Raw genomic sequence first — 19,183 nt, 5'->3', positions numbered from 1 at the left:
GTTGCTGGGGTCCACTCGCGGTAGTTCGCGCGCAGCGCCGGCTTGGTCGCTTACAAGTAGCCGACGGCTCGGCCGGGTGCTCGGCGCCTCGTCCAATTCTGCGCCGCTGGGAATCCTGACCCAGCGAAAACGCGGGCACCCGCTACCCTGTTCGACATACACGCCATCGAGAAACAGCATGTGAAAGTGCACGTTCAGGTTCAATGCACGTCCGAAGCGCTAGCAGGCTGTTGGACAATGGGGACAGACCACGGTTTCGTGAAAAGTCCAAGAAAAACCGTTGTCTGTCCCCAGTTATTTCCCAATCTCAAACTCTACTCTTCGGCGACCGGCCGCGACGCGAAGCGCGCCTCAAATTCTCACGCGCGTCGGGAACTGCCGGCGAGGGATTAGCCCGCGGACGACGGGAACAAGCTCGCCGCGCGACTACCAAAAAAAGGCAATGCCGCAAGGCCGAGCAACAGCAGCAGAGGTGCCGGTGCGCTGGGCACCCAGGCCACCGGGCCGAATTCGAGTGCGACAAACGCACCGAGGGAATCCAGCGTGCCGACGGCGGCGGTGGAGCCCAAGGCGAGATTGAGGCCGAGAAAATGGCCCTGGGGGTCCAGCAGGCTGGCCAGTTCCGCGATGCTGACGGCCAGATCATCCGGGTCACTCAGAATCGGGTGGACCGACAGGAAATCGGTGTCGTCGAATAGCTCGAAGACGTGCAGCACGGGTCCTACTAAAATATTTCGCAGGTCAAACTCGAACACCGAGTCGAGCTGGATATTGACGCCCGGGCGCATCGCGATGGTCGTGCCGCTGATGGCTCCAGTCAGGGTGATGGTGCCGGTCGGGTCCTCGAACTCTCCGCGCTGATCGATCGGGTCGATATCCGGTGTCGCATCGTCGATCGCGAAGGTCACCAGTACGGATTCCCCCAGCTGGAATCCCTGGAATGCTGCGACCTCCGGATCGACCGGGCCAAGTTCGACAAAGACGACCGGTCCGGCGTTGAACGTAAATCCGATCGGTGCGGCAACCGCCGCCGGTGCGACGCAAGACAGCAAGAATGCTGAAAGCAGCCTTTTCATCTCATGTACCCCTGTGCTGATCCGGCGAGCCAAATTCCGCCGACCCTCCTATTGGACCATCCAGTTTCGACAGATGCCAGCGAGGCCCGGGTCGGTCACCTTGCATACATCGGTCCGCGGGTTCTGGATGTCAAAACGATTTGGGAGCGTCGGGGACCGGGGCGCGGGTATCGGAATTGTGGCGGGGTCAGTGCCGCGCAAATTACAAATTACAAATTACAAATTACAAATTATTGGGGACACAAATTATTGGGGACAGACCACGTTTATCGAATATTTTAGCGCGCAGTTATCAATGACCTCGCCGACAAAAAAGCCCCGCCGGAGCGGGGCTTTCGTGTGGTGAAGCAGGTTCGTCTGCCCGCATGAGCGGGCAGACGACGGGCGCTTACATCATGCCCATGCCGCCCATGCCACCCATGTCGTCCATGCCGCCGCCCGGCACGGCGCTACCGTGCTCTTCCTTCTTCGGCGCTTCGCTGACCATCGCCTCGGTCGTGATCATCAGACCAGAGACCGACGCGGCGTTCTGCAGCGCGGTGCGGGTGACCTTGGTCGGGTCCAGGATGCCCATGGCAACCATGTCGCCGAATTCACCGGTCGAGGCGTTGTAGCCGTAGTTGCCTTCGCCGGCGCGGACCTTGTCGAGGATGACCGAGCCTTCGAGGCCGGCATTCGCGACGATCTGGCGCAGCGGCTCCTCGATGGAGCGACGCACGATGGAGATGCCACGATCCTGATCGGTGTTGTCGCCCTTGGCGTTGTCGAGCGCGGAGATGGCACGCACCAGCGCGACACCGCCACCGGGGACCACGCCTTCCTCGACGGCGGCACGCGTGGCGTGCAGCGCGTCTTCGACGCGGGCCTTTTTCTCTTTCATCTCGACCTCGGTTGCGGCACCGACCTTGATGACGGCCACGCCGCCGGCCAGCTTCGCGACACGCTCCTGGAGCTTCTCCTTGTCGTAGTCGGAGGTGGCTTCCTCGATCTGCTTGCGGATCTGCTCGACACGGTTCTTGATCTCGGTCGAGTCGCCGGCACCGTCGATGATCGTGGTGTTTTCCTTGGAAATCTGCACCTTCTTCGCACGGCCCAGATCTTCCAGCGAGGCCTTCTCCAGCGACAGGCCGACCTCTTCGGAGATCACCTGGCCGCCGCTCAGGATCGCGATGTCCTGCAGCATGGCCTTGCGACGGTCACCGAAGCCCGGCGCCTTCACGGCGCAGACCTTCACGATGCCGCGGATGGAGTTCACGACCAGGGTCGCCAGGGCCTCGCCCTCGACGTCCTCGGCAATGATCAGCAGCGGCTTGCCGGCCTTCGCCACACCTTCGAGCACCGGCAGCATCTCGCGGATGTTGGAGATCTTCTTGTCGTAGAGCAGGACGAACGGGTCGTCGAGCTCGGACTGCTGGCTCTGCTGGTTGTTGATGAAGTACGGCGACAGGTAGCCGCGATCGAACTGCATGCCTTCGACCACGTCGAGTTCGTTCTCCAGGGTGGAGCCTTCCTCGACGGTGATGACGCCTTCCTTGCCGACCTTCTCCATCGCCTCGGCGATGATCGAGCCGATCGAGTCGTCGGAGTTCGCCGAGATCGTGCCGACCTGGGCGATGGCCTTGTTGTCCTCGCAGGGCTTGGACATGTCTTTCAGGCGCTCGACGACGACGCCGACCGCGCGGTCGATGCCGCGCTTGAGGTCCATCGGGTTCATGCCCGCGGCGACGGCCTTCAGGCCCTCGCGCAGGATCGACTGGGCCAGCACCGTGGCGGTCGTGGTGCCGTCACCGGCGGCGTCGGAGGTCTGCGAGGCAACCTCCTTGACCATCTGCGCGCCCATGTTCTCGAACTTGTCGGCCAGTTCGATCTCTTTGGCGACCGAGACACCGTCCTTCGTGACGGTCGGCGCGCCGAAGCTCTTGTCGAGCACGACATTGCGGCCCTTCGGGCCCAGGGTCACCTTCACCGCATTGGCGAGGATGTTGACGCCACGCACCATGCGCGAGCGGGCGTCGTCACTGAATCGGACGTCTTTTGCAGCCATTGCAAACTACCTCTATGAAATCTTCAGGGGATGGGGTGGAAACGGCGCGGACCGATCAACTGACCAGCACGGCCATGATGTCGTCTTCGCGCATCACGACCAGCTCCTGGCCGTCGAGCTTGACCTCGGTGCCGGAGTACTTGCCGAACAGGATCTTGTCGCCGACCTTGACGTCGAGCGGGCGCTTCTCACCACTTTCGAGAATCTTGCCGTTGCCGATGGCGAGGACTTCGCCCTGGATCGGCTTTTCGGTCGCGGAGTCCGGGATCACGATGCCACCGGGGCTTTTGCGCTCTTCGTCGAGACGACGGACCACGACGCGATCGTGCAGGGGACGGATATTCATTGCTGCCAGCTCCTCCTTAACGAGAGATGCAATGAGAAAAACGAGTGCGGAAAATTGTTAGCACTCACCAAAAGCGAGTGCCAATGGTAGGAGCGGCGCCGCGGATGTCAAGGGCGGAGATGGGAAATTTTTCCAGGCCGGCGTGGTTCGGAGGATCGGGCGAGGGCGAGGATGCCGGTCTGGACTGAGGCCGCTGAAGCCTTGGCGATTATTGAAATCAACCGCTTACAGGTCATCCCGGCGTTCGAACTCGCCCTCGATGGTGTTGCCGCTCGCCGGTCGGGCGCCGGGCCGGCCGGCGACATGGATCACTCCACGGTCGATGAGAGCGCGGACCAGCGCGCGGCGGCTGGCTGGGATCAGGAGCAGAAAGCCGATCGTGTCGGTCACGAACCCGGGGGTGAGCAGCAGAGCGCCCGCGACCAGCAGCGCGACGCCCTCGAGCAGCTCGGCGGCAGGCAGCGTTCCGGCATCGATGCGCTCGCGCGCCCGTGCAAGGGTTGCCATGCCCTGCTGGCGCAACAGGCTCACGCCAACTGCGGCGGTCAGCAGCACCAGACCAATCGTCGGCAGCGCGCCGATCACGCCGCCGACCTGAATCAGCAGATACAGCTCGGTGACGGGTACGGCGACGAACAGCGCCAGTGCGAGAGGGCCGGACAGTTGCATTACGCAGTCCCAGATGGGGCGAAACCGTAACCATACAAGACCGTTGGCCGGATTTGACTAGTCCCGCTAGGGTGCGTCGAGGGCCTTGGTGTATCTTGGCCGGATGGCAGAAACCGACGTTGTAGTGGCGCTGTGCACCTGCCCGGACGAGATCGTCGCCGGGGCGATCGCCGACGCCCTGGTGGGCGGACGACTGGCCGCCTGCGTGAACCTGATCGGCGGGCTGCGGTCCACCTATCGTTGGAAGGGCGAGGTCTGTTGCGACCCCGAGGTGCTGCTGGTCATCAAGACCACGACCGCAAACCTGGATGCGGTCACCGCGCGCGTGCGTGAGCTGCATCGCTACGAGCTACCCGAGCTGATCGCCCTGCCCGTGGTCGGCGGCTTCGAGAACTATCTGAACTGGGTGCGGGAGTCCGTGAAATCATGATTGACGCGTTTGCGGCGCGCTGGCGCGCCCTGCTGTGGATTTTCGCCGCCCTGTGGGCCGGCGCGGCCGGAGCGATCACAGACGACGACCTGCTGCCGCCGGAACAGGCCTTCGCACTTCAGGCTCCGCAGCTCGTCGACGGCGCGGTGCGCCTGAGCTGGCGCGTCGCCGATGGCTACTACCTGTACCGGTCCAAGTTCAAGGTGCTGGGCACGACCGAGGGCGTGACCCTGGGCGACCCGATCATCCCGCCGGGCGAAAAGAAGAACGACCCGTTTTTCGGCGATATCGAGATCTTCCGCGGGGCGGTGTCGATCGATGTGCCGTATCAAGCCGACCCGTTGCCCGACGCCCTGGATCTGAAAACCACGGTGCAGGGCTGCGCGGATATCGGTGTCTGCTATCCGCCGTTTCACCAGACCGTGACCATCGCGCTGGCGGGCGCCCCCGCCGCGGTCATTCCGGTCGCCGGCGCCCCGGCGCTGGCCGCGACGGCGCTGGCGCCGCTGGCCGACGCAGTTCCCGCCACGCCGCTTGCCGTCGCCGGGCTCGCGCCTGCGCTGGGCGATACCGCGCCGGCCGCGGGGCCGTTTGGCGGATCGGCGCTCGACGGGCTGACTTCACTCAGCCGGTCGCTCGGATTCAACGACGACGAGGACGACCTGCTGCCGCCCGACCAGGCGTTCCAGTTCATCCCGGAGGTCGTCGACGGCAACCGGCTGCGCATGCAGTTCCAGGCCGCGCCGGGCTACTACCTGTACCGCGACAAGATCAAGCTCGAACTCGTCGGTGCCGACGCACGCCTCGGCACGGTGGAACTGCCGCGCGGCGAGACCAAGGACGACCCGAGCTTCGGCACGGTCGAGGTCTATCACGGGTTGATCACGGCCGATGTCGCCGTCGAGCGCGCCGCCGGTGGTCCGCTCGCGCTCGATCTGAAGGCCGCCTACCAGGGCTGCGCCGAGCGTGGTGTGTGTTACCCGCCGATCAAAAAGACCATCGCGATCGAGCTTCCGGCGACGACGGTCGATTCGCGCGCGACGGCCGTGGCCGCCGCGCCCGTGGTGGCAACACCAGTTGTAGCGGCGCCGGCCCAGACCGCTTCCGCGCCCGCGCCGGTTGCGGCCGCGCCGGCCGCCCCGGTGGCGGCGCCGCCGGAGAGCGAACAGGACGAACTTGCGAAGTTCCTGCTCGAAAAACCGCTGATCGTGTCGGCCGGGCTGTTCTTCCTGCTCGGCCTGGGGCTCGCGTTCACGCCCTGCGTGTTCCCGATGATTCCGATCCTGTCCGGCATCATCATCGGCCAGGGCGACAAGCTGACCACGCGCAAGGCCTTCGTGCTGTCGCTGGTCTACGTGCTGGCGATGGGGCTGACCTACACGGTGGTCGGCGTGCTCGCGGGGCTCGGCGGCGCGAACCTGCAGATCTGGTTCCAGAACCCCTGGGTCCTGTCGATCTTCGCGGCGATCTTCGTGCTGCTGTCGCTGTCGATGTTCGGCTTCTACGAGCTGCAGATGCCGGGCAAGGTGCAGAGCTGGCTCAGCAATGTCTCGAATCGCCAGCAGGGCGGCAGCCTGACGGGCGTCGCGGTCATGGGCTTCCTGTCGGCGCTGATCGTCGGTCCGTGCGTGACCGCACCGCTGATCGGCGCGCTCATCGTCATCGGCCAGACCGGCGATGCGGTGCTCGGCGGCACGGCGCTGTTCGCGCTGTCCATGGGCATGGGCGCGCCGCTGCTCGCGATCGGCACCTCGGCCGGCAAGCTGCTGCCGCGGGCCGGCGTGTGGATGGACGCGGTGAAGGCCTTCTTCGGCGTCGGCCTGCTGGCAGTCGCCATCTGGCTGCTCGAACGCATCCTGCCGGTCGGCGTGACCCTGTTGCTCTGGGGCACGCTGCTGATCGCCAGCGGCGTCTACCTCGGTGCGCTGGACCCGGTCGGCCGCGACGGGCCGAACGGCTGGCGCAGGTTCTGGAAATCGCTCGGCGTGGTCGTCGCGCTGTACGGCGCGCTGCAGATCATCGGTGCGGCCAGCGGCGCGCGCGAGGTCTGGCAGCCGCTGCGTGGCCTGACCTCGTCAGTCGCCACCGGGGGCGCGGCGGGCACCGCCGCGCCTGCCCCCGCGCTGGGCTTCCAGAAGGTCAAGGGCACGGACGGGCTGGATGCCGCGCTCGCGCAGGCCGCCGCGCGTGGCCAGCCGGTGATGCTGGATTTCTATGCGGACTGGTGCATCTCCTGCAAGGAACTCGAGCACTACACCTTCAGCGATGCGAAGGTCGTCCAGTCGCTTTCGAGTTTCCTCGTACTACAGACCGACGTCACCGACAACGACGCGGCCGACCAGGCGCTGCTGAAGCGCTTCGGCCTGATCGGGCCGCCGGCGATTCTGTTTTTCACACCGGACGGCACCGAGCTGCGGGCCTACCGCAAGGTCGGCTTCGTGCCGGCCGAGGCGTTCGTCACGCACGTCGAGCATTTCAAGACCGCCGCGCAGGGCGCCGGCGGATGACGCGCGTGTCCCGCTGCCTGTCGATCCCGCGGTCGACCCGGCGTTGAACGCGCCGGGCCGCGGTCTGGCGATCGCCGCGATTGCGGCGCTCGGCGTGGCCGCCGGGGTCGCGGCCGGCCTGTACCTGCGTCCGGCCGTACCGCCGCCGGCGCCGGAGATGCGCACGCTGGTGCAGCCCAAGCCGGTCGAACAGGTCGCGGAATTTCGGTTTCTCGACCTCGAAGGCCGCGAGCGCGACGCGCGCGAGTGGCGCGGCAAGGTGCTGGTGGTGAATTTCTGGGCGACCTGGTGCCCGCCGTGCCGCGCGGAAATTCCGGGCTTCGTCGACCTGCAGAACCAGTACGGCGCGGCCGGCCTGCAGTTCGTCGGGATCGCGACCGATGACGAGCAGGCGGTCCGCGAGTTCGTCTCCCGCTACGGGATCAGCTACCCGATCCTGCTCGGCGATGAAGCGGGCTCGGAGCTGGCGCGTGCGTTCGGCAACGAATACGGCGGGCTGCCCTATACCGTGGTCTTCGATCGCGACGGAAGGCTCAAACGGGTGTTCTCGGGGCTCGTCCAGCACGCCGAAGCGGAGGCCGTGATCAAGCCCCTGCTATAGCGGCGGCGGTTCAGTTGGTGCGCGATCCGGCAGGGAATGTCGCGCAAATGTCGAAAAACTGCATGTAAACAACTGGACATGGCGCTGGTGCCCGGTCATGATGGGCGCGCGGTGCCAAGCGGCGCCCAACCCCCGGCAACCTCCAGCGAGAAGCACCAGTCCAGTGGCCTCGATTCTCGTCCTGCATGGTCCGAACCTGAACCTGCTCGGCACCCGCGAGCCCGAAATCTACGGCCGCACGACCCTGGCCGAAATCGACGCGCGGCTCGCCGGACTGGCTGCGGAAGCCGGCTTCGAACTCGACAGCTTTCAGTCCAACGCCGAGCATGAGCTGGTCGGGCGCATCCAGACCGCACCGGCCCGGGGCTGCCGGTTCGTGATCATCAATCCCGGGGCGTTCACGCACACCTCGATCGCCCTGCGCGATGCGTTCGCCGCCACCGCGCTGCCGTTCATCGAGGTGCACCTGTCGAACGTGTTCGCGCGCGAGGCGTTTCGCCACCGCTCGTACCTGTCCGACATCGCCGTCGGTGTGATCTCCGGCCTCGGGGCGGCCGGCTACGAGCTGGCGCTTGCCGCGGCGCTCAACCGCCTGTCGGCCGCCGGCTGAAGCACAACCCAACCAGACGAGAACCTTTGTGCCGATGGATATTCGCAAGGTCAAGAAACTGATCGAGCTGTTGGACGAATCCAACGTCGCCGAGATCGAGATCCACGAGGGCGAGGAGTCCATCCGCATCTCGCGCAATTCGACCAGCGCCCCGCCGATGGGCTTTGCCGCGCCCTGGCCCATTCCCATGGGCGGAATGCCCGGGGCGCAGCCCGCGCCGGCGGCCTCGGGCGCCGGTGCCAGCACATCGAGCGAACCCGCCGCGCCGGTGCACGATGGCGACCCGGTGACTTCGCCGATGGTCGGCACCTACTACGCGGCGCCGTCACCCGGCGCCAAACCGTTCATCGAGGTCGGCCAGCGGGTGTCGGCCGGTGACACGCTCTGCATCATCGAGGCGATGAAGATCCTCAACCAGATCACCGCCGATCGCGCGGGTGTGATTACGGAGATCTGCGTGGAAAACGCCCAGCCGGTCGAGTACGACCAGGTCCTGTTTTACATCGACTGAGGCGCCAGCGCGCCCGGTAACGGCCCATGCTCGAAAAAGTCCTGATCGCAAATCGCGGCGAGATTGCGCTGCGTATCCTGCGCGCCTGTCGTGAACTCGGCATCAAGTCGGTGTCGGTGCATTCCGATGTCGACCGCAATCTCATGCACGTGCGGCTCGCAGACGAGTCGGTCTGCGTGGGTCCGGCGCGCGCGGCCGACAGCTATCTGAACGTCCCGGCGCTGATCAGCGCCGCGGAACTGACCGACTCGGTGGCAATCCACCCGGGCTACGGGTTCCTGTCGGAGAACGCCGATTTCGCCGAACGTGTGGAATCCAGCGGCTTCGTGTTCGTCGGCCCGCGGCCGGACACCATCCGCCTCATGGGCGACAAGGTCGCCGCGATCCGGGCGATGCGCGAATCCGGCGTGCCCTGCGTGCCCGGTTCCGACGGTCCGCTGGGCGATGATCCGGACGAGAGCCTGCGCATCGGCCGCACGATCGGCTATCCGGTGATCATCAAGGCCGCCGGCGGCGGCGGCGGCCGCGGCATGCGTGTGGTGAATTCCGAGGCGACGCTGCTGAACGCCATCGCGCTGACCCGCGCCGAGGCGCATGCCGCGTTCGGCAATGCGACCGTGTACATGGAGAAGTTCCTGGATCACCCGCGGCACGTCGAGATCCAGTTGCTGGCCGACACGCACGGCAACGCCGTACATCTGGGCGAGCGTGACTGTTCCATGCAGCGGCGCCACCAGAAGGTCGTCGAGGAGGCGCCGGCGCCCGGACTCGACGAGGCCACCCGCACCCGCATCGGCGAACGCTGCGCAGAGGCCTGCCGGCAGATCGGCTACCGCGGCGCGGGCACCTTCGAGTTCCTGTTCCAGGACGGCGAGTTCTATTTCATTGAAATGAACACGCGCGTCCAGGTCGAGCACCCCGTCACCGAATTCGTCACGGGCGTGGACATCGTGCGCGAGCAGTTGCTGATCGCCAGCGGCGAGCCGCTGTCGATCCGTCAGGAGGACCTGCGCATGCGCGGCCACGCGATCGAGTGCCGCATCAACGCCGAGGATCCCGAGACCTTCATGCCCTCGCCGGGCACGATCCGCCAGTTCCACCCGCCGGGCGGACCGGGGGTGCGGGTCGACAGCCACATCTACAACGGTTACGTCGTTCCGCCCTACTACGACTCGATGATCGGCAAGCTCATCGTGCACGGCCGCGACCGCGAAACTGCGCTGGCGCGCATGCGTCAGGCGCTGTCCGAACTCGTCATCGACGGGATCAAGACCAACACGCCCCTGCACCAGCGCATCATGCGCGACTCCGGTTTCATCAAGGGTGGCGTGAACATCCACTATCTGGAGAAGCTGCTCGGCGCGTAATGGACTGGCTCGAGGTCTCGCTCGAAGTCAGCCGGGAGGCGGTGACCGGCACCGAGGCCTGCTTCGAGGCAATCGGTGCGCTTGCCATCACCCTGCGCGACGCCGCGGACGATCCGCTGTTCGAACCACCACCAGGCGCGACACCGCTGTGGCCGAGCGCGCGGATCACGGCACTGTTTGAAGCAACCGAAAGCGCCGGGCGCATCGCCGAGGCCGTCGCCGCGATGCTCGGCGCCGCAACCGCCCAGTCACTGCGGTTCGCGCCGCTGGCCGAACGCGAGTGGACGCGCGAATGGCTGGCGCACTTTCGACCGATGCGTTTCGGCCGCCGGCTGTGGGTGCTGCCGCATGCCGCGGAGCGACCCGACGACCCGGACGCGGTCTGCGTGCGACTGGACCCGGGGCTGGCGTTCGGCACCGGCACCCACGAGACCACGGCCTTGTGTCTGGCATGGCTGGACGGCGCGATCGACGGCGGCGAGCGACTGCTCGATTTTGGCTGCGGCTCCGGCATTCTCTCCATCGCGGCCCTGAAGCTCGGTGCCGCGGCGGCAATGGCCGTGGACATCGACCCGCAGGCGCTCGAGGCCACCCGACTGAACGCCGCCGCCAATGGCTGCGCCGCGCGCGTGACGGCCAGCGACGTGCTGCCGGCGGCGCGTTACGATGTCATCGTGGCCAACGTACTTGCCGGTCCCCTGGTCGAACACGCAGCCGCGCTGATCGAGCGTCTCGCCGCTGGCGGGCGCATCGCGCTGTCCGGCGTGCTGGCCGAACAGGCCGACGCCGTGATGACGGCCTACGCGCATGCGATCCGTTTCGATCCGCCGGCCGAACGCGGCGGCTGGGTACGCCTCGCCGGCCGGTGCGGCTGACATGCTGACCCAGTGTCCCGCCTGCCATGTCTGGTTTCGGCTGCGCCCCGAGCATATCGAGGCCGCGCAGGGGCTGGTGCGCTGCGGGCGCTGTCGCGAGGTGTTCAATGCGCTCGACGGACTCAAGGTCGAACGCGATGACGACGATCCGCTGAATCCCAAGACGATCCTGCCGGAGTGGTCCGAGGCCGAACCGGTTATGCGGCCGGACGACGATGCGGGCGTTGAATCGCCGCCCCGCAGTGATCCCCTGCACTGGGACGCCGATCGACGGCCGGCGGACGCGTCTGCCCCGGCCGATTCCCGGCGCCAGGCGGCGTTCGATCTGGATGCCGACGCGCCGTCCAGCGGCCCGGCGGAATCGCCCGATTCGCTCGACCCGGATACGCTGCGGGCCGTTTTGCGGGCCGCGCCCGGCCACTCGCCCGCGCGCCACGCCCGGCCCGCCACGCGGCGCCCGTCCACGGGGCTCGCGCTGTGGTCGGTCGGTGCGGTGATCGCCACGGTCACGCTGGCATTGCAGTTCATGCTGGCCGATCCGGCCTTCGTCGACCGTTATCCGCTGAGCCGACTCGTGCTCGAACCGTTCTGCCGCATCGCGCCGTGCAGCGTGCCGCCGCGTCGCGATCCGGCGCTGCTCGCGGTGATTTCGCGCGAGGTGCAGCAGGACCCGGATCGGGCCGACGCGCTGCAGGTGACCCTGACGGTCGTGAACACCGCGGACTTCGCGCAGCCCGCGCCGCGCGTGCAGCTCGCCCTGATGGCGGCCGGCGGACAGGTGCTCGCGCGTCGCGTGTTCGAGCCCGGTGAATACGCGGTGGCGGCCGCGATGATCGAACCAGCCGGGCGCATGCCCATGCGCCTGGACATCATCCGACCGGACGCCCGCGCATCCGGTTTTCAGATCGACCTGCTGTAATCCCGTGTGGAACATCGGCCCGATCGAGATTGTGAATCGCGTCGTGCTCGCACCGATGGCGGGCGTGACGGACCGGCCGTTCAGACAACTGTGCCGGCGGCTCGGCGTCGGACTCGCGGTGAGCGAAATGGTCAGCGCGAATCCGCTGCTCGCCGAAACCCGCAAGAGCCGGCTGCGTCGCGATCATCGCGGCGAGCCCGGCCCCATCGCGGTGCAGATCGCCGGGGCCGATCCGCGGCTGATGGCCGACTGCGCGCGCGAAAATGTCGACTACGGCGCCGAGATCATCGACATCAACATGGGCTGCCCGGCGAAGAAGGTCTGTCGCGTCGCCGCCGGTTCCGCACTGATGTCGGACGAGCAGCGTGTCGCGGAGATTCTCGATGCGGTCGTGCACGCGGTCGACGTGCCCGTCACGCTGAAGATTCGCAGCGGTCCGGACCCGTCCCGCCGCAACGCGGTGGCGATCGCGCGGATTGCGGAGTCCGCCGGCGTGCGCGCCATTGCGGTGCACGGTCGCACGCGTGCCTGCGCGTTTGGCGGCGCGGCGGAGTATGCAACGATCGCGGCGGTCAAGCAGGCGGTCGCGATTCCGGTCATCGCCAACGGCGACATTGATTCATTGCAGACCGCGCGGCGGGTACTGCATGAAACCGGCGCCGACGCTATCATGATTGGCCGCGCGGCACAGGGGCAGCCGTGGCTGCCCGGCGCGATCGCGCGGGCGCTCGAAACGGGCGCGTCGGCCGCGGAGCCGCAGCCCGCGGAAATCGGCGCATGGCTGTGCGAACATCTGCTCGCGCTGTACGATTTCTACGGCGAGGCGCAGGGCGTGCGGATCGCACGCAAACATATCGGCTGGTACCTGGCGGGCCGGCCGGACGGTCGCGCGACGCGCGCCGCAATCAATGAACTTGAAACCGCCAACGCGCAATACGCGGCCGTACGCGCGTGTTTTCCACCGACTTGTGGCGCAGAGGGGGCCGATGACCGTGGAGTCATCAACAGTCAAAACGGATATCGATCTGGCGGTTTCCGCGCACAAGCGTTCGGAACCGCTGCGTGAATGTGTGCGCGATGCGATCGACCACTATCTCGACCGCCTCAACGGCGAACCGCCGAGCGGTCTGTATCAGCTGCTGCTCAGTCAGGTCGAGCAGCCGCTGCTGGAATCGGTCATGCAGCATTGTGGCGGCAATCAGTGTCGGGCCGCGGAGGTGCTGGGCATGAGTCGTGCGACGCTGCGCAAAAAGCTGCGCCAGTGGAATCTGATTTGATCAGGCGCTGATCGACGCCCCGCGCAACGCGCCTGGTAGCGACATCAGGCAATCTTCATCGAACCCTTGGAGACCTCCGCGTGAACCGAATTCAGCGCGCGCTCATCAGCGTATCGGACAAGACCGGGATCGCCGACTTCGCGCAAGCGCTGGCTGGTCGTGGCGTGGCGATCCTCTCGACCGGCGGCACCGCGCGTCTGCTGAGGGAAGCAGGCGTCGAGGTGACCGACGTCTCCGAGCACACGGGCTTCCCCGAGATGATGGACGGTCGCGTGAAGACCCTGCATCCGCGCGTGCATGGCGGGATTCTGGGGCGGCGCGGCATCGACGATGCGGTCATGCGCGAGCATGGCATTGCGCCGATCGATCTGGTGGTCGTGAACCTGTATCCGTTCGAATCCACCGTGGCGAATCCGGCGTGCGAATTCGCCGATGCCATCGAGAACATCGACATCGGCGGGCCGACCCTGCTGCGCGCGGCCGCGAAGAACCATGCCAGCGTCGGAGTGGTCGTCGATCCATCCGACTACGCGCGCGTGCTGGATTCAATGGATGCGCATGCTGGTGCGCTGGACGACGCATTGCGTCTGGACCTCGCAACACGCGCGTTCGAACACACCGGGCGCTATGACGGCGCGATCGCAAACTGGCTCGGCTCGCTCGACGACGGGAAGGCCCCGGCAACCAATCTGCCGCGCACCCTGTCGTTGCAGTATGTCCGCGTCCAGCCGATGCGCTATGGCGAGAATCCGCATCAGGGCGCGGCGTTCTATCGGGAACACAGTCCGGCCGAGATCGGCATCGCAACCGCACGCCAGCTGCAGGGCAAGGAACTCTCCTACAACAACATCGCCGACGCCGATGCCGCACTCGAATGCGTGAAGCAGTTCGAGAGCCCGTGCTGCGTGATCGTGAAACACGCCAATCCATGCGGAGTCGCGGAGGCCGACGAAATCGCCAGGGCCTACGATCTGGCGTTCGAAACCGATCCGGAATCGGCCTTCGGCGGGATCATCGCGTTCAACCGGCCGCTGGATGAAGCCACCGCGAAGGCGATCGTCGAGCGGCAGTTCGTCGAGGTCATCATCGCACCGGCGATCGAACCCGGCGCCGTCGCGGCCGTCGCCGCGAAGAAGAACGTGCGCCTGCTGGAAACCGGGGAATGGACCGAGTCGCTCGCACGGCTGGATTTCAAACGCGTCAACGGCGGGCTGCTGGTTCAGGACGCCGATCTTTCGCTGTGCGAGAGTCTGCGCACGGCGACCGATCGCGCACCAACCAAGGACGAGGCCGTTGATCTGGTCTTCGCCTGGAAGGTCGCCAAATTCGTCAAATCCAACGCCATCGTCTATGCGAAGGGTCGACGCACGATCGGGGTTGGCGCCGGCCAGATGAGTCGCGTCAACAGCGCGCGCATCGCCGCAATCAAGGCCGAACACGCCGGGCTCGAAGTGAAGGGTGCCGTCATGGCCTCCGATGCGTTCTTTCCCTTTCGCGACGGGATCGACCAGGCCGCGGCCGCTGGCATCGTCGCGGTGATTCAGCCCGGTGGTTCCATGCGCGATGAGGAAGTCGTCACGGCCGCCAACGAACACGGCATGGCGATGGTGTTCACCGGCATGCGCCACTTCCGGCACTGACGGCGATGAATGTGCTGATCGTCGGTGGTGGCGGACGCGAGCACGCGCTGGCATGGCGCGTCGCGCAGTCGCCGCAGGCCGAGGCGGTGTATGTCTCGCCGGGCAACGCCGGGACCGCGCTCGAACCGCGCCTGACGAATGTCCCGATCGACGCGGACGACCTCGATGCGCTGGTCGCGTTCGCGCGCGAGAAGGCGGTGGGCCTGACCATCGTCGGGCCGGAAGCGCCACTGGTGATCGGCATCGTCGACCGGTTCCGCGAAGCGGGGCTGCGGGTGTTCGGTCCGACGGCGGCCGCGGCTGAACTCGAGGGCTCGAAGACCTATTCGAAGGATTTCCTGGCACGGCACAAGATTCCCACGGCCGCCTATGCGAGCTTCACGGAGGTCGGGCCCGCGCTGGCCTATCTTAAAAATCAGCGGTTCCCGGTCGTGATCAAGGCCGACGGGCTGGCCGCCGGCAAGGGTGTCGTGATTGCCGAGTCGCCTGCGGTTGCGTCGGACACGGTGCGCGACATGCTCGACGGCGGCGCGTTCGGCGCGGCTGGACAGCGCGTCGTCATCGAAGAGTTCCTGCGCGGCGAGGAAGCCAGCTTCATCGTCATGGTCGACGGCGAGCATGTCCTGGCAATGGCGAGTTCGCAGGATCACAAGGCACGCGACGACGGCGATCGCGGGCCGAACACCGGCGGCATGGGCGCGTATTCGCCGGCGCCCGTCGTCACCGCCGAGATGCACGACCGTGTCATGCGCGAGGTCATGCTGCCGACCGTCGCGGGCATGGCCGCGGAGGGTCGACCGTACACCGGGTTCCTGTATGCCGGCCTGATGATCGATGCGGCCGGCGTGCCGAAGGTGCTTGAGTTCAACTGCCGGTTCGGCGACCCGGAAACGCAGCCGATCATGATGCGGCTGAAGTCCGATCTCATCGAGCTGTGCGTGGCCGCCACCGAAGGGCGGCTCGACCAGGTCGAGGCGCGCTGGGATTCACGCGCGGCGCTGGGTGTGGTGATGGCCGCGGGCGGCTACCCCGGACGCTATCGCAGCGGCGCGCCGATCACCGGGCTGGACGAGGCCGAAAGCCCGGGCGTCAAGGTGTTCCACGCCGGTACGCGGCTCGACAACGGCCAGGTGCTGACCGCGGGTGGCCGTGTGCTGTGTGTGACCGCCCTCGGCGAGCGCATCCTGGATGCGCGCGTCGCCGCCTACGAACGCGTCGCGACGATCCGCTGGGACGAGGTCTATTACCGCACCGACATTGGTCATCGCGCGGTCGGACGCGATCTGGATTCCGATTCGAGCTGAGTTTCCGGTCAACCCAGGTTTCGCTTCGGGCCGGCTGCTATCCCGCCAGTTCCAGCAGCGCGGTCGCCAATACGGCCGACTGGCCCAGGTACGGCGCAAGTCGAATGTCTGCGTCGGGGTTTGCGGCCCTTGCCTCGTCCACCGCTGCGGGAATGTCGGTTGCGACATGGCGTCCGGCGGACAAGAAATACGGCAGCACGACAACCTCGCCTGCGCCGTCGCGCACGCACTGCGTGATGCCGTCCGGGATCGATGGCTCGGCCAGTTCCAGAAACGCCGCGCGCACCAGTTCGAAACGTGCACCGGCCTGTGCGGCGAGTCGCGCGGCCAGCTCACGCACCTCGTCGTTGGATGCCCCGCGGCGTGATCCGTGAGCGACCAGTACCAGCGCGCGCATGATTGAAAAATCCTGAAAATTTCCGGTGATTGATGCCCTGCCCACGGGGTGGAGGGCAGGACACGAGCCCCTATAATACCCGACCCTTGCGTGTGCCCAGGGCCGTGATCCACGGTCGGGTGCAGACAGGTTTCTGATGATGATTCGTTTACACGGCGCCCCGACAAGCGGTGCCGCCGAACCGGGAGGCCGCATGCCGAAACGACGTGGATCGACAATCACAGTGGCAGTTGCACTGTTCGTGCCGCTGCTGGCTTCAGCGCAGATGCCCTGGGGCGGCCCACCGCTGCCACCCCCGCCGCCACGCTATGTGCCGCCGCCGATGATCGATCCGGGCATCGTGCTCATGCCGCCCCCGCCGCCGATGGTGTTCGAGGATCGCGTCGCGCCACGCGCAGGTGGATGTCACCGCACGCCTGAGCGCGTCGCGGCCGGCCCGGACTGCTCGGCCATCGAGCAGGAACTGACGAAAAGCCGCACCGAACTCGATCAGCTGCGCGCGATCGTTGCCGACGCGCAGAGCGCAATCGCCGAACTCAAGGCGCAGCTCGCCGAGGCCACGGCCGCCCGCGAGGCGGCGCTGGCGACGCAGAACGAGCTGGGCAGCCAGATCGACGCACTGACCGGGCGCCTGACGTCCGCACAGGATGCCGCCGGCAATGCGGCGAACCAGGCGGCCGCGCAGCGGGCCGAACTGGAGACCGCGCTGGCCAGCTCGCGCGCCGAGTTCGCCGCCGCGCAACAGCGCTCGCAGAGCGCCGCCACGGCACTGGATGAGACCTCCGCGCGCATCGCCCGCCTGGAGCAGCGCACCCAGGCGCTGGACGCCCAGCGTGCCGCGGCCGAGGCACGCGTGGAGGAACTTCAGCGACAGCTGGCGGAACAGGCCGGCAGGGGCGCCGCGCTCGAACGCGAGCTTGAGGCCGAGCGGGCCCGAGCGAAGGCTGGCGCCGAGGCAGCGGACGCGGCGCGCTCGGCCGACGCCGATCAGCTCCGTCGGCTGCGCGAGACGGTCGCATCCGGTCGCGAGCGCATCGCTGCGGCCGAAGTGGCCGCCGCGGACGCGCAGACGGCGCTGGCCGCGGCGAGCAAGGCCGCGGATGCGCGCGACCGGTCGGCAGCGGTCGAAGCCGATCGCCTGCGTGCCGAGGTAACCGCTGGAGAACGGGAACTCGCAGGGCTGCGTGGGCGGATCGCCGAGCTTGAGGTCAGCCTGAGTGCTGCACAACAGGAACTCGTCACTGCGCGCATGGCGGCCCGGGATCAGGAGGCCCGCATCGCCCAAGGCGACCAGCAGGCCGCGGCTTGTGCCGCCGAATTCGCCGCAAGCCGCGCGGCGCAGGGCGCCCGCATCGCCGAGCTGGAAACGCAGCTTGCGGACTGCGCCGGTATTCGGGTCGAGCGCGAAGCGCTCGCCAACCAATTGGCCGCCCTCGAGGCAGCCACCCGCGACAGCGACGGTGACGGCGTGGTCGATGCCGAAGACCGCTGCGCAGAAACCGTGGCCGGCGCGTCGGTGCTGGCGAACGGCTGTGAGCCCGATGCCGACACCGACGGCGTCGCGGACCGCGCGGACCTCTGCCCTGCCACCCCGGCCGGACTGGCTGTCGGCGCAACCGGCTGTCCCGACAACGCGGCGATTGCGCTCGAGGGCGTGCAGTTCAAAACGGATTCCGCTGTGTTGCGCGAGGAATCGCGCGCGATCCTGGATCAGGTGGCCGCAACGCTGAACATCCACGCAACCCTGAAGCTCGAAGTCGCCGGTCACACCGATGCGGCGGGCGATGACGGCTATAACCTGCGCCTTTCGCAGCGCCGCGCCGAGGCCGTGCGCGAGTATCTGATCGAACACGGCGTGGCCGGTGAGCGGCTCGGCGCACGTGGTTATGGCGAGACGGAACCCGTCGCCGACAATGCCGATGCCGCCGGGCGTGCGGCCAATCGTCGCGTGGAACTGCGTCGGGTCGAGTAGGGCCACGCGCCCGGCGCGGCCCTGATCAGATACGAACCTCTGGCGGCACAGGGAAGTGCCGCCCTTTGCGACGGCGGCAAGCCGTCGGGAATGCAATCAACCGAACAACCGCGCTTTTGGCTCAGGAAGGTTCTGGCAAGTCAGGGTGAATTGATCAGCGCTTTGTCAGACCAATCCGGCCAGTCAGCATCTCGCGAAACATTCGCAAGTCCCCGCGCAGGCTGTACCAGGGATGCGAAAACGTCGCCGGCCGGTTGTGTTCGAACGCGGCATGGCCGATCCATGCAAATCCGTAGCCGGCCACCAGGCCGGCCAGCAGCCACCAGGCGTTTTGCGTGAGTGCCGCCATCAGCAGCGCCGCGAACGCGAACACAAGGCCGGCGAAATGCATGCGCCGGCAACGCAGGTCGGCATGCTGTGAGAGATAAAACGGATAGAACGCTTCGAAGTTCTCGAAGCGTTCGTCCGTCCGGTTCATTTCAGAAGATCGCCCGACTGGTAAAAGGCTGTTGAAAAAGGCCCATCCGTGGCCTTTTCAACATCGCAGCCGAAAAGCGCGGTATTCGGTTGCTCCCAAAAATCCAACACGTGTGTGTTCGATTTTCGAGCGAGACATCCCTGTCTCGCGCCAACAGACT

General features: G+C 66.8%; 19 protein-coding genes and 1 pseudogene. 13 read left to right on the top strand and 7 right to left on the bottom strand.

All coding sequences use genetic code 11. The features are described 5' to 3' along the window. Positions 1-87: 87 nt before the first annotated feature. The 5 genes and pseudogenes from KDG50_08605 to KDG50_08585 all read right to left on the bottom strand — a co-directional run bounded on the left by KDG50_08605 (position 88) and on the right by KDG50_08585 (position 4,135). Positions 88-219, bottom strand: a pseudogene (locus tag KDG50_08605) (transposase). A gap of 170 nt (positions 220-389) precedes the next feature. Continuing rightward, a complete protein-coding gene (locus KDG50_08600; protein MCB1865479.1) occupies positions 390-1,076 on the bottom strand; it encodes a hypothetical protein in 687 nt (228 codons plus the stop codon). Between the two features lie 388 nt (positions 1,077-1,464). After that, positions 1,465-3,120: a chaperonin GroEL gene (gene groL, locus KDG50_08595; protein MCB1865478.1), complete on the bottom strand. Its 1,656-nt coding sequence runs from the start codon at positions 3,118-3,120 to the stop codon at positions 1,465-1,467. A gap of 55 nt (positions 3,121-3,175) precedes the next feature. Then, positions 3,176-3,466 (bottom strand): co-chaperone GroES, encoded by a 291-nt coding sequence (gene groES, locus KDG50_08590; GenBank protein ID MCB1865477.1) that lies wholly within the window; start codon positions 3,464-3,466, stop codon positions 3,176-3,178. A gap of 225 nt (positions 3,467-3,691) precedes the next feature. Beyond that, positions 3,692-4,135 (bottom strand): FxsA family protein, encoded by a 444-nt coding sequence (locus KDG50_08585; protein ID MCB1865476.1) that lies wholly within the window; start codon positions 4,133-4,135, stop codon positions 3,692-3,694. Between the two features lie 103 nt (positions 4,136-4,238). Here KDG50_08585 and KDG50_08580 point away from each other — a divergent pair, with 103 nt between their 5' ends. From KDG50_08580 to purD, 12 genes are all read left to right on the top strand, one after another. Further along, positions 4,239-4,565 carry a divalent-cation tolerance protein CutA gene (locus tag KDG50_08580; protein MCB1865475.1) on the top strand — a complete coding sequence of 109 codons (327 nt, stop codon included), beginning with the start codon at positions 4,239-4,241 and terminating at the stop codon, positions 4,563-4,565. Continuing rightward, positions 4,562-7,072, top strand: a complete 2,511-nt coding sequence (dsbD, locus tag KDG50_08575; GenBank protein MCB1865474.1) for a protein-disulfide reductase DsbD — start codon at positions 4,562-4,564, stop codon at positions 7,070-7,072. Before KDG50_08580 ends, dsbD begins: the two co-directional genes overlap by 4 nt. A gap of 43 nt (positions 7,073-7,115) precedes the next feature. After that, positions 7,116-7,673: a TlpA family protein disulfide reductase gene (locus KDG50_08570; protein MCB1865473.1), complete on the top strand. Its 558-nt coding sequence runs from the start codon at positions 7,116-7,118 to the stop codon at positions 7,671-7,673. 163 nt (positions 7,674-7,836) lie between these two features. After that, entirely contained in the window at positions 7,837-8,283 is a 447-nt protein-coding gene (aroQ, locus tag KDG50_08565; GenBank protein MCB1865472.1) for a type II 3-dehydroquinate dehydratase, read from the top strand. A 34-nt stretch (positions 8,284-8,317) separates the two neighbouring features. Further along, positions 8,318-8,794, top strand: coding sequence for an acetyl-CoA carboxylase biotin carboxyl carrier protein (locus tag KDG50_08560; GenBank protein MCB1865471.1), 477 nt, complete (start codon positions 8,318-8,320; stop codon positions 8,792-8,794). A 26-nt stretch (positions 8,795-8,820) separates the two neighbouring features. Then, positions 8,821-10,161: an acetyl-CoA carboxylase biotin carboxylase subunit gene (gene accC, locus KDG50_08555; protein MCB1865470.1), complete on the top strand. Its 1,341-nt coding sequence runs from the start codon at positions 8,821-8,823 to the stop codon at positions 10,159-10,161. Beyond that, entirely contained in the window at positions 10,161-11,036 is an 876-nt protein-coding gene (prmA, locus tag KDG50_08550; GenBank protein MCB1865469.1) for a 50S ribosomal protein L11 methyltransferase, read from the top strand. The genes accC and prmA overlap by 1 nt, the downstream gene beginning before the upstream one ends. A gap of 1 nt (position 11,037) precedes the next feature. Then, positions 11,038-11,955 (top strand): zinc-ribbon and DUF3426 domain-containing protein, encoded by a 918-nt coding sequence (locus tag KDG50_08545; protein ID MCB1865468.1) that lies wholly within the window; start codon positions 11,038-11,040, stop codon positions 11,953-11,955. 55 nt (positions 11,956-12,010) lie between these two features. After that, positions 12,011-13,021, top strand: coding sequence for a tRNA dihydrouridine synthase DusB (gene dusB / locus KDG50_08540; protein ID MCB1865467.1), 1,011 nt, complete (start codon positions 12,011-12,013; stop codon positions 13,019-13,021). Further along, the gene (gene fis / locus KDG50_08535) at positions 12,942-13,232 is read left to right on the top strand and encodes a DNA-binding transcriptional regulator Fis (protein MCB1865466.1); all 291 of its coding nucleotides are present in this window, start codon (positions 12,942-12,944) and stop codon (positions 13,230-13,232) included. The genes dusB and fis overlap by 80 nt, the downstream gene beginning before the upstream one ends. 80 nt (positions 13,233-13,312) lie before the next feature. Further along, on the top strand, positions 13,313-14,872 hold the full coding sequence (gene purH, locus KDG50_08530) for a bifunctional phosphoribosylaminoimidazolecarboxamide formyltransferase/IMP cyclohydrolase (GenBank protein ID MCB1865465.1): 1,560 nt from the start codon (positions 13,313-13,315) through the stop codon (positions 14,870-14,872). Positions 14,873-14,877: 5 nt separating this feature from the next. Then, positions 14,878-16,176, top strand: coding sequence for a phosphoribosylamine--glycine ligase (purD, locus tag KDG50_08525; GenBank protein MCB1865464.1), 1,299 nt, complete (start codon positions 14,878-14,880; stop codon positions 16,174-16,176). Positions 16,177-16,213: 37 nt separating this feature from the next. Here the strand turns inward: purD and KDG50_08520 are convergent, their stop codons facing one another. Continuing rightward, the gene (locus KDG50_08520; protein ID MCB1865463.1) at positions 16,214-16,573 is read right to left on the bottom strand and encodes a CbiX/SirB N-terminal domain-containing protein; all 360 of its coding nucleotides are present in this window, start codon (positions 16,571-16,573) and stop codon (positions 16,214-16,216) included. A 223-nt stretch (positions 16,574-16,796) separates the two neighbouring features. On the opposite strand from KDG50_08520, the gene KDG50_08515 reads away from it, so the two are divergent. Further along, positions 16,797-18,545: an OmpA family protein gene (locus tag KDG50_08515; protein MCB1865462.1), complete on the top strand. Its 1,749-nt coding sequence runs from the start codon at positions 16,797-16,799 to the stop codon at positions 18,543-18,545. Positions 18,546-18,699: 154 nt separating this feature from the next. Here the strand turns inward: KDG50_08515 and KDG50_08510 are convergent, their stop codons facing one another. Next, on the bottom strand, positions 18,700-19,023 hold the full coding sequence (locus KDG50_08510; protein ID MCB1865461.1) for a DUF962 domain-containing protein: 324 nt from the start codon (positions 19,021-19,023) through the stop codon (positions 18,700-18,702). Positions 19,024-19,183 lie beyond the last annotated feature (160 nt).

The sequence above is a fragment of the Chromatiales bacterium genome (assembly GCA_020445605.1).
Classification (GTDB): Bacteria; Pseudomonadota; Gammaproteobacteria; order JAGRGH01; family JAGRGH01; genus JAGRGH01.
Note: the sequence above shows the minus strand (reverse complement) of the source record. Positions and strands in the feature narration are given on the sequence as shown.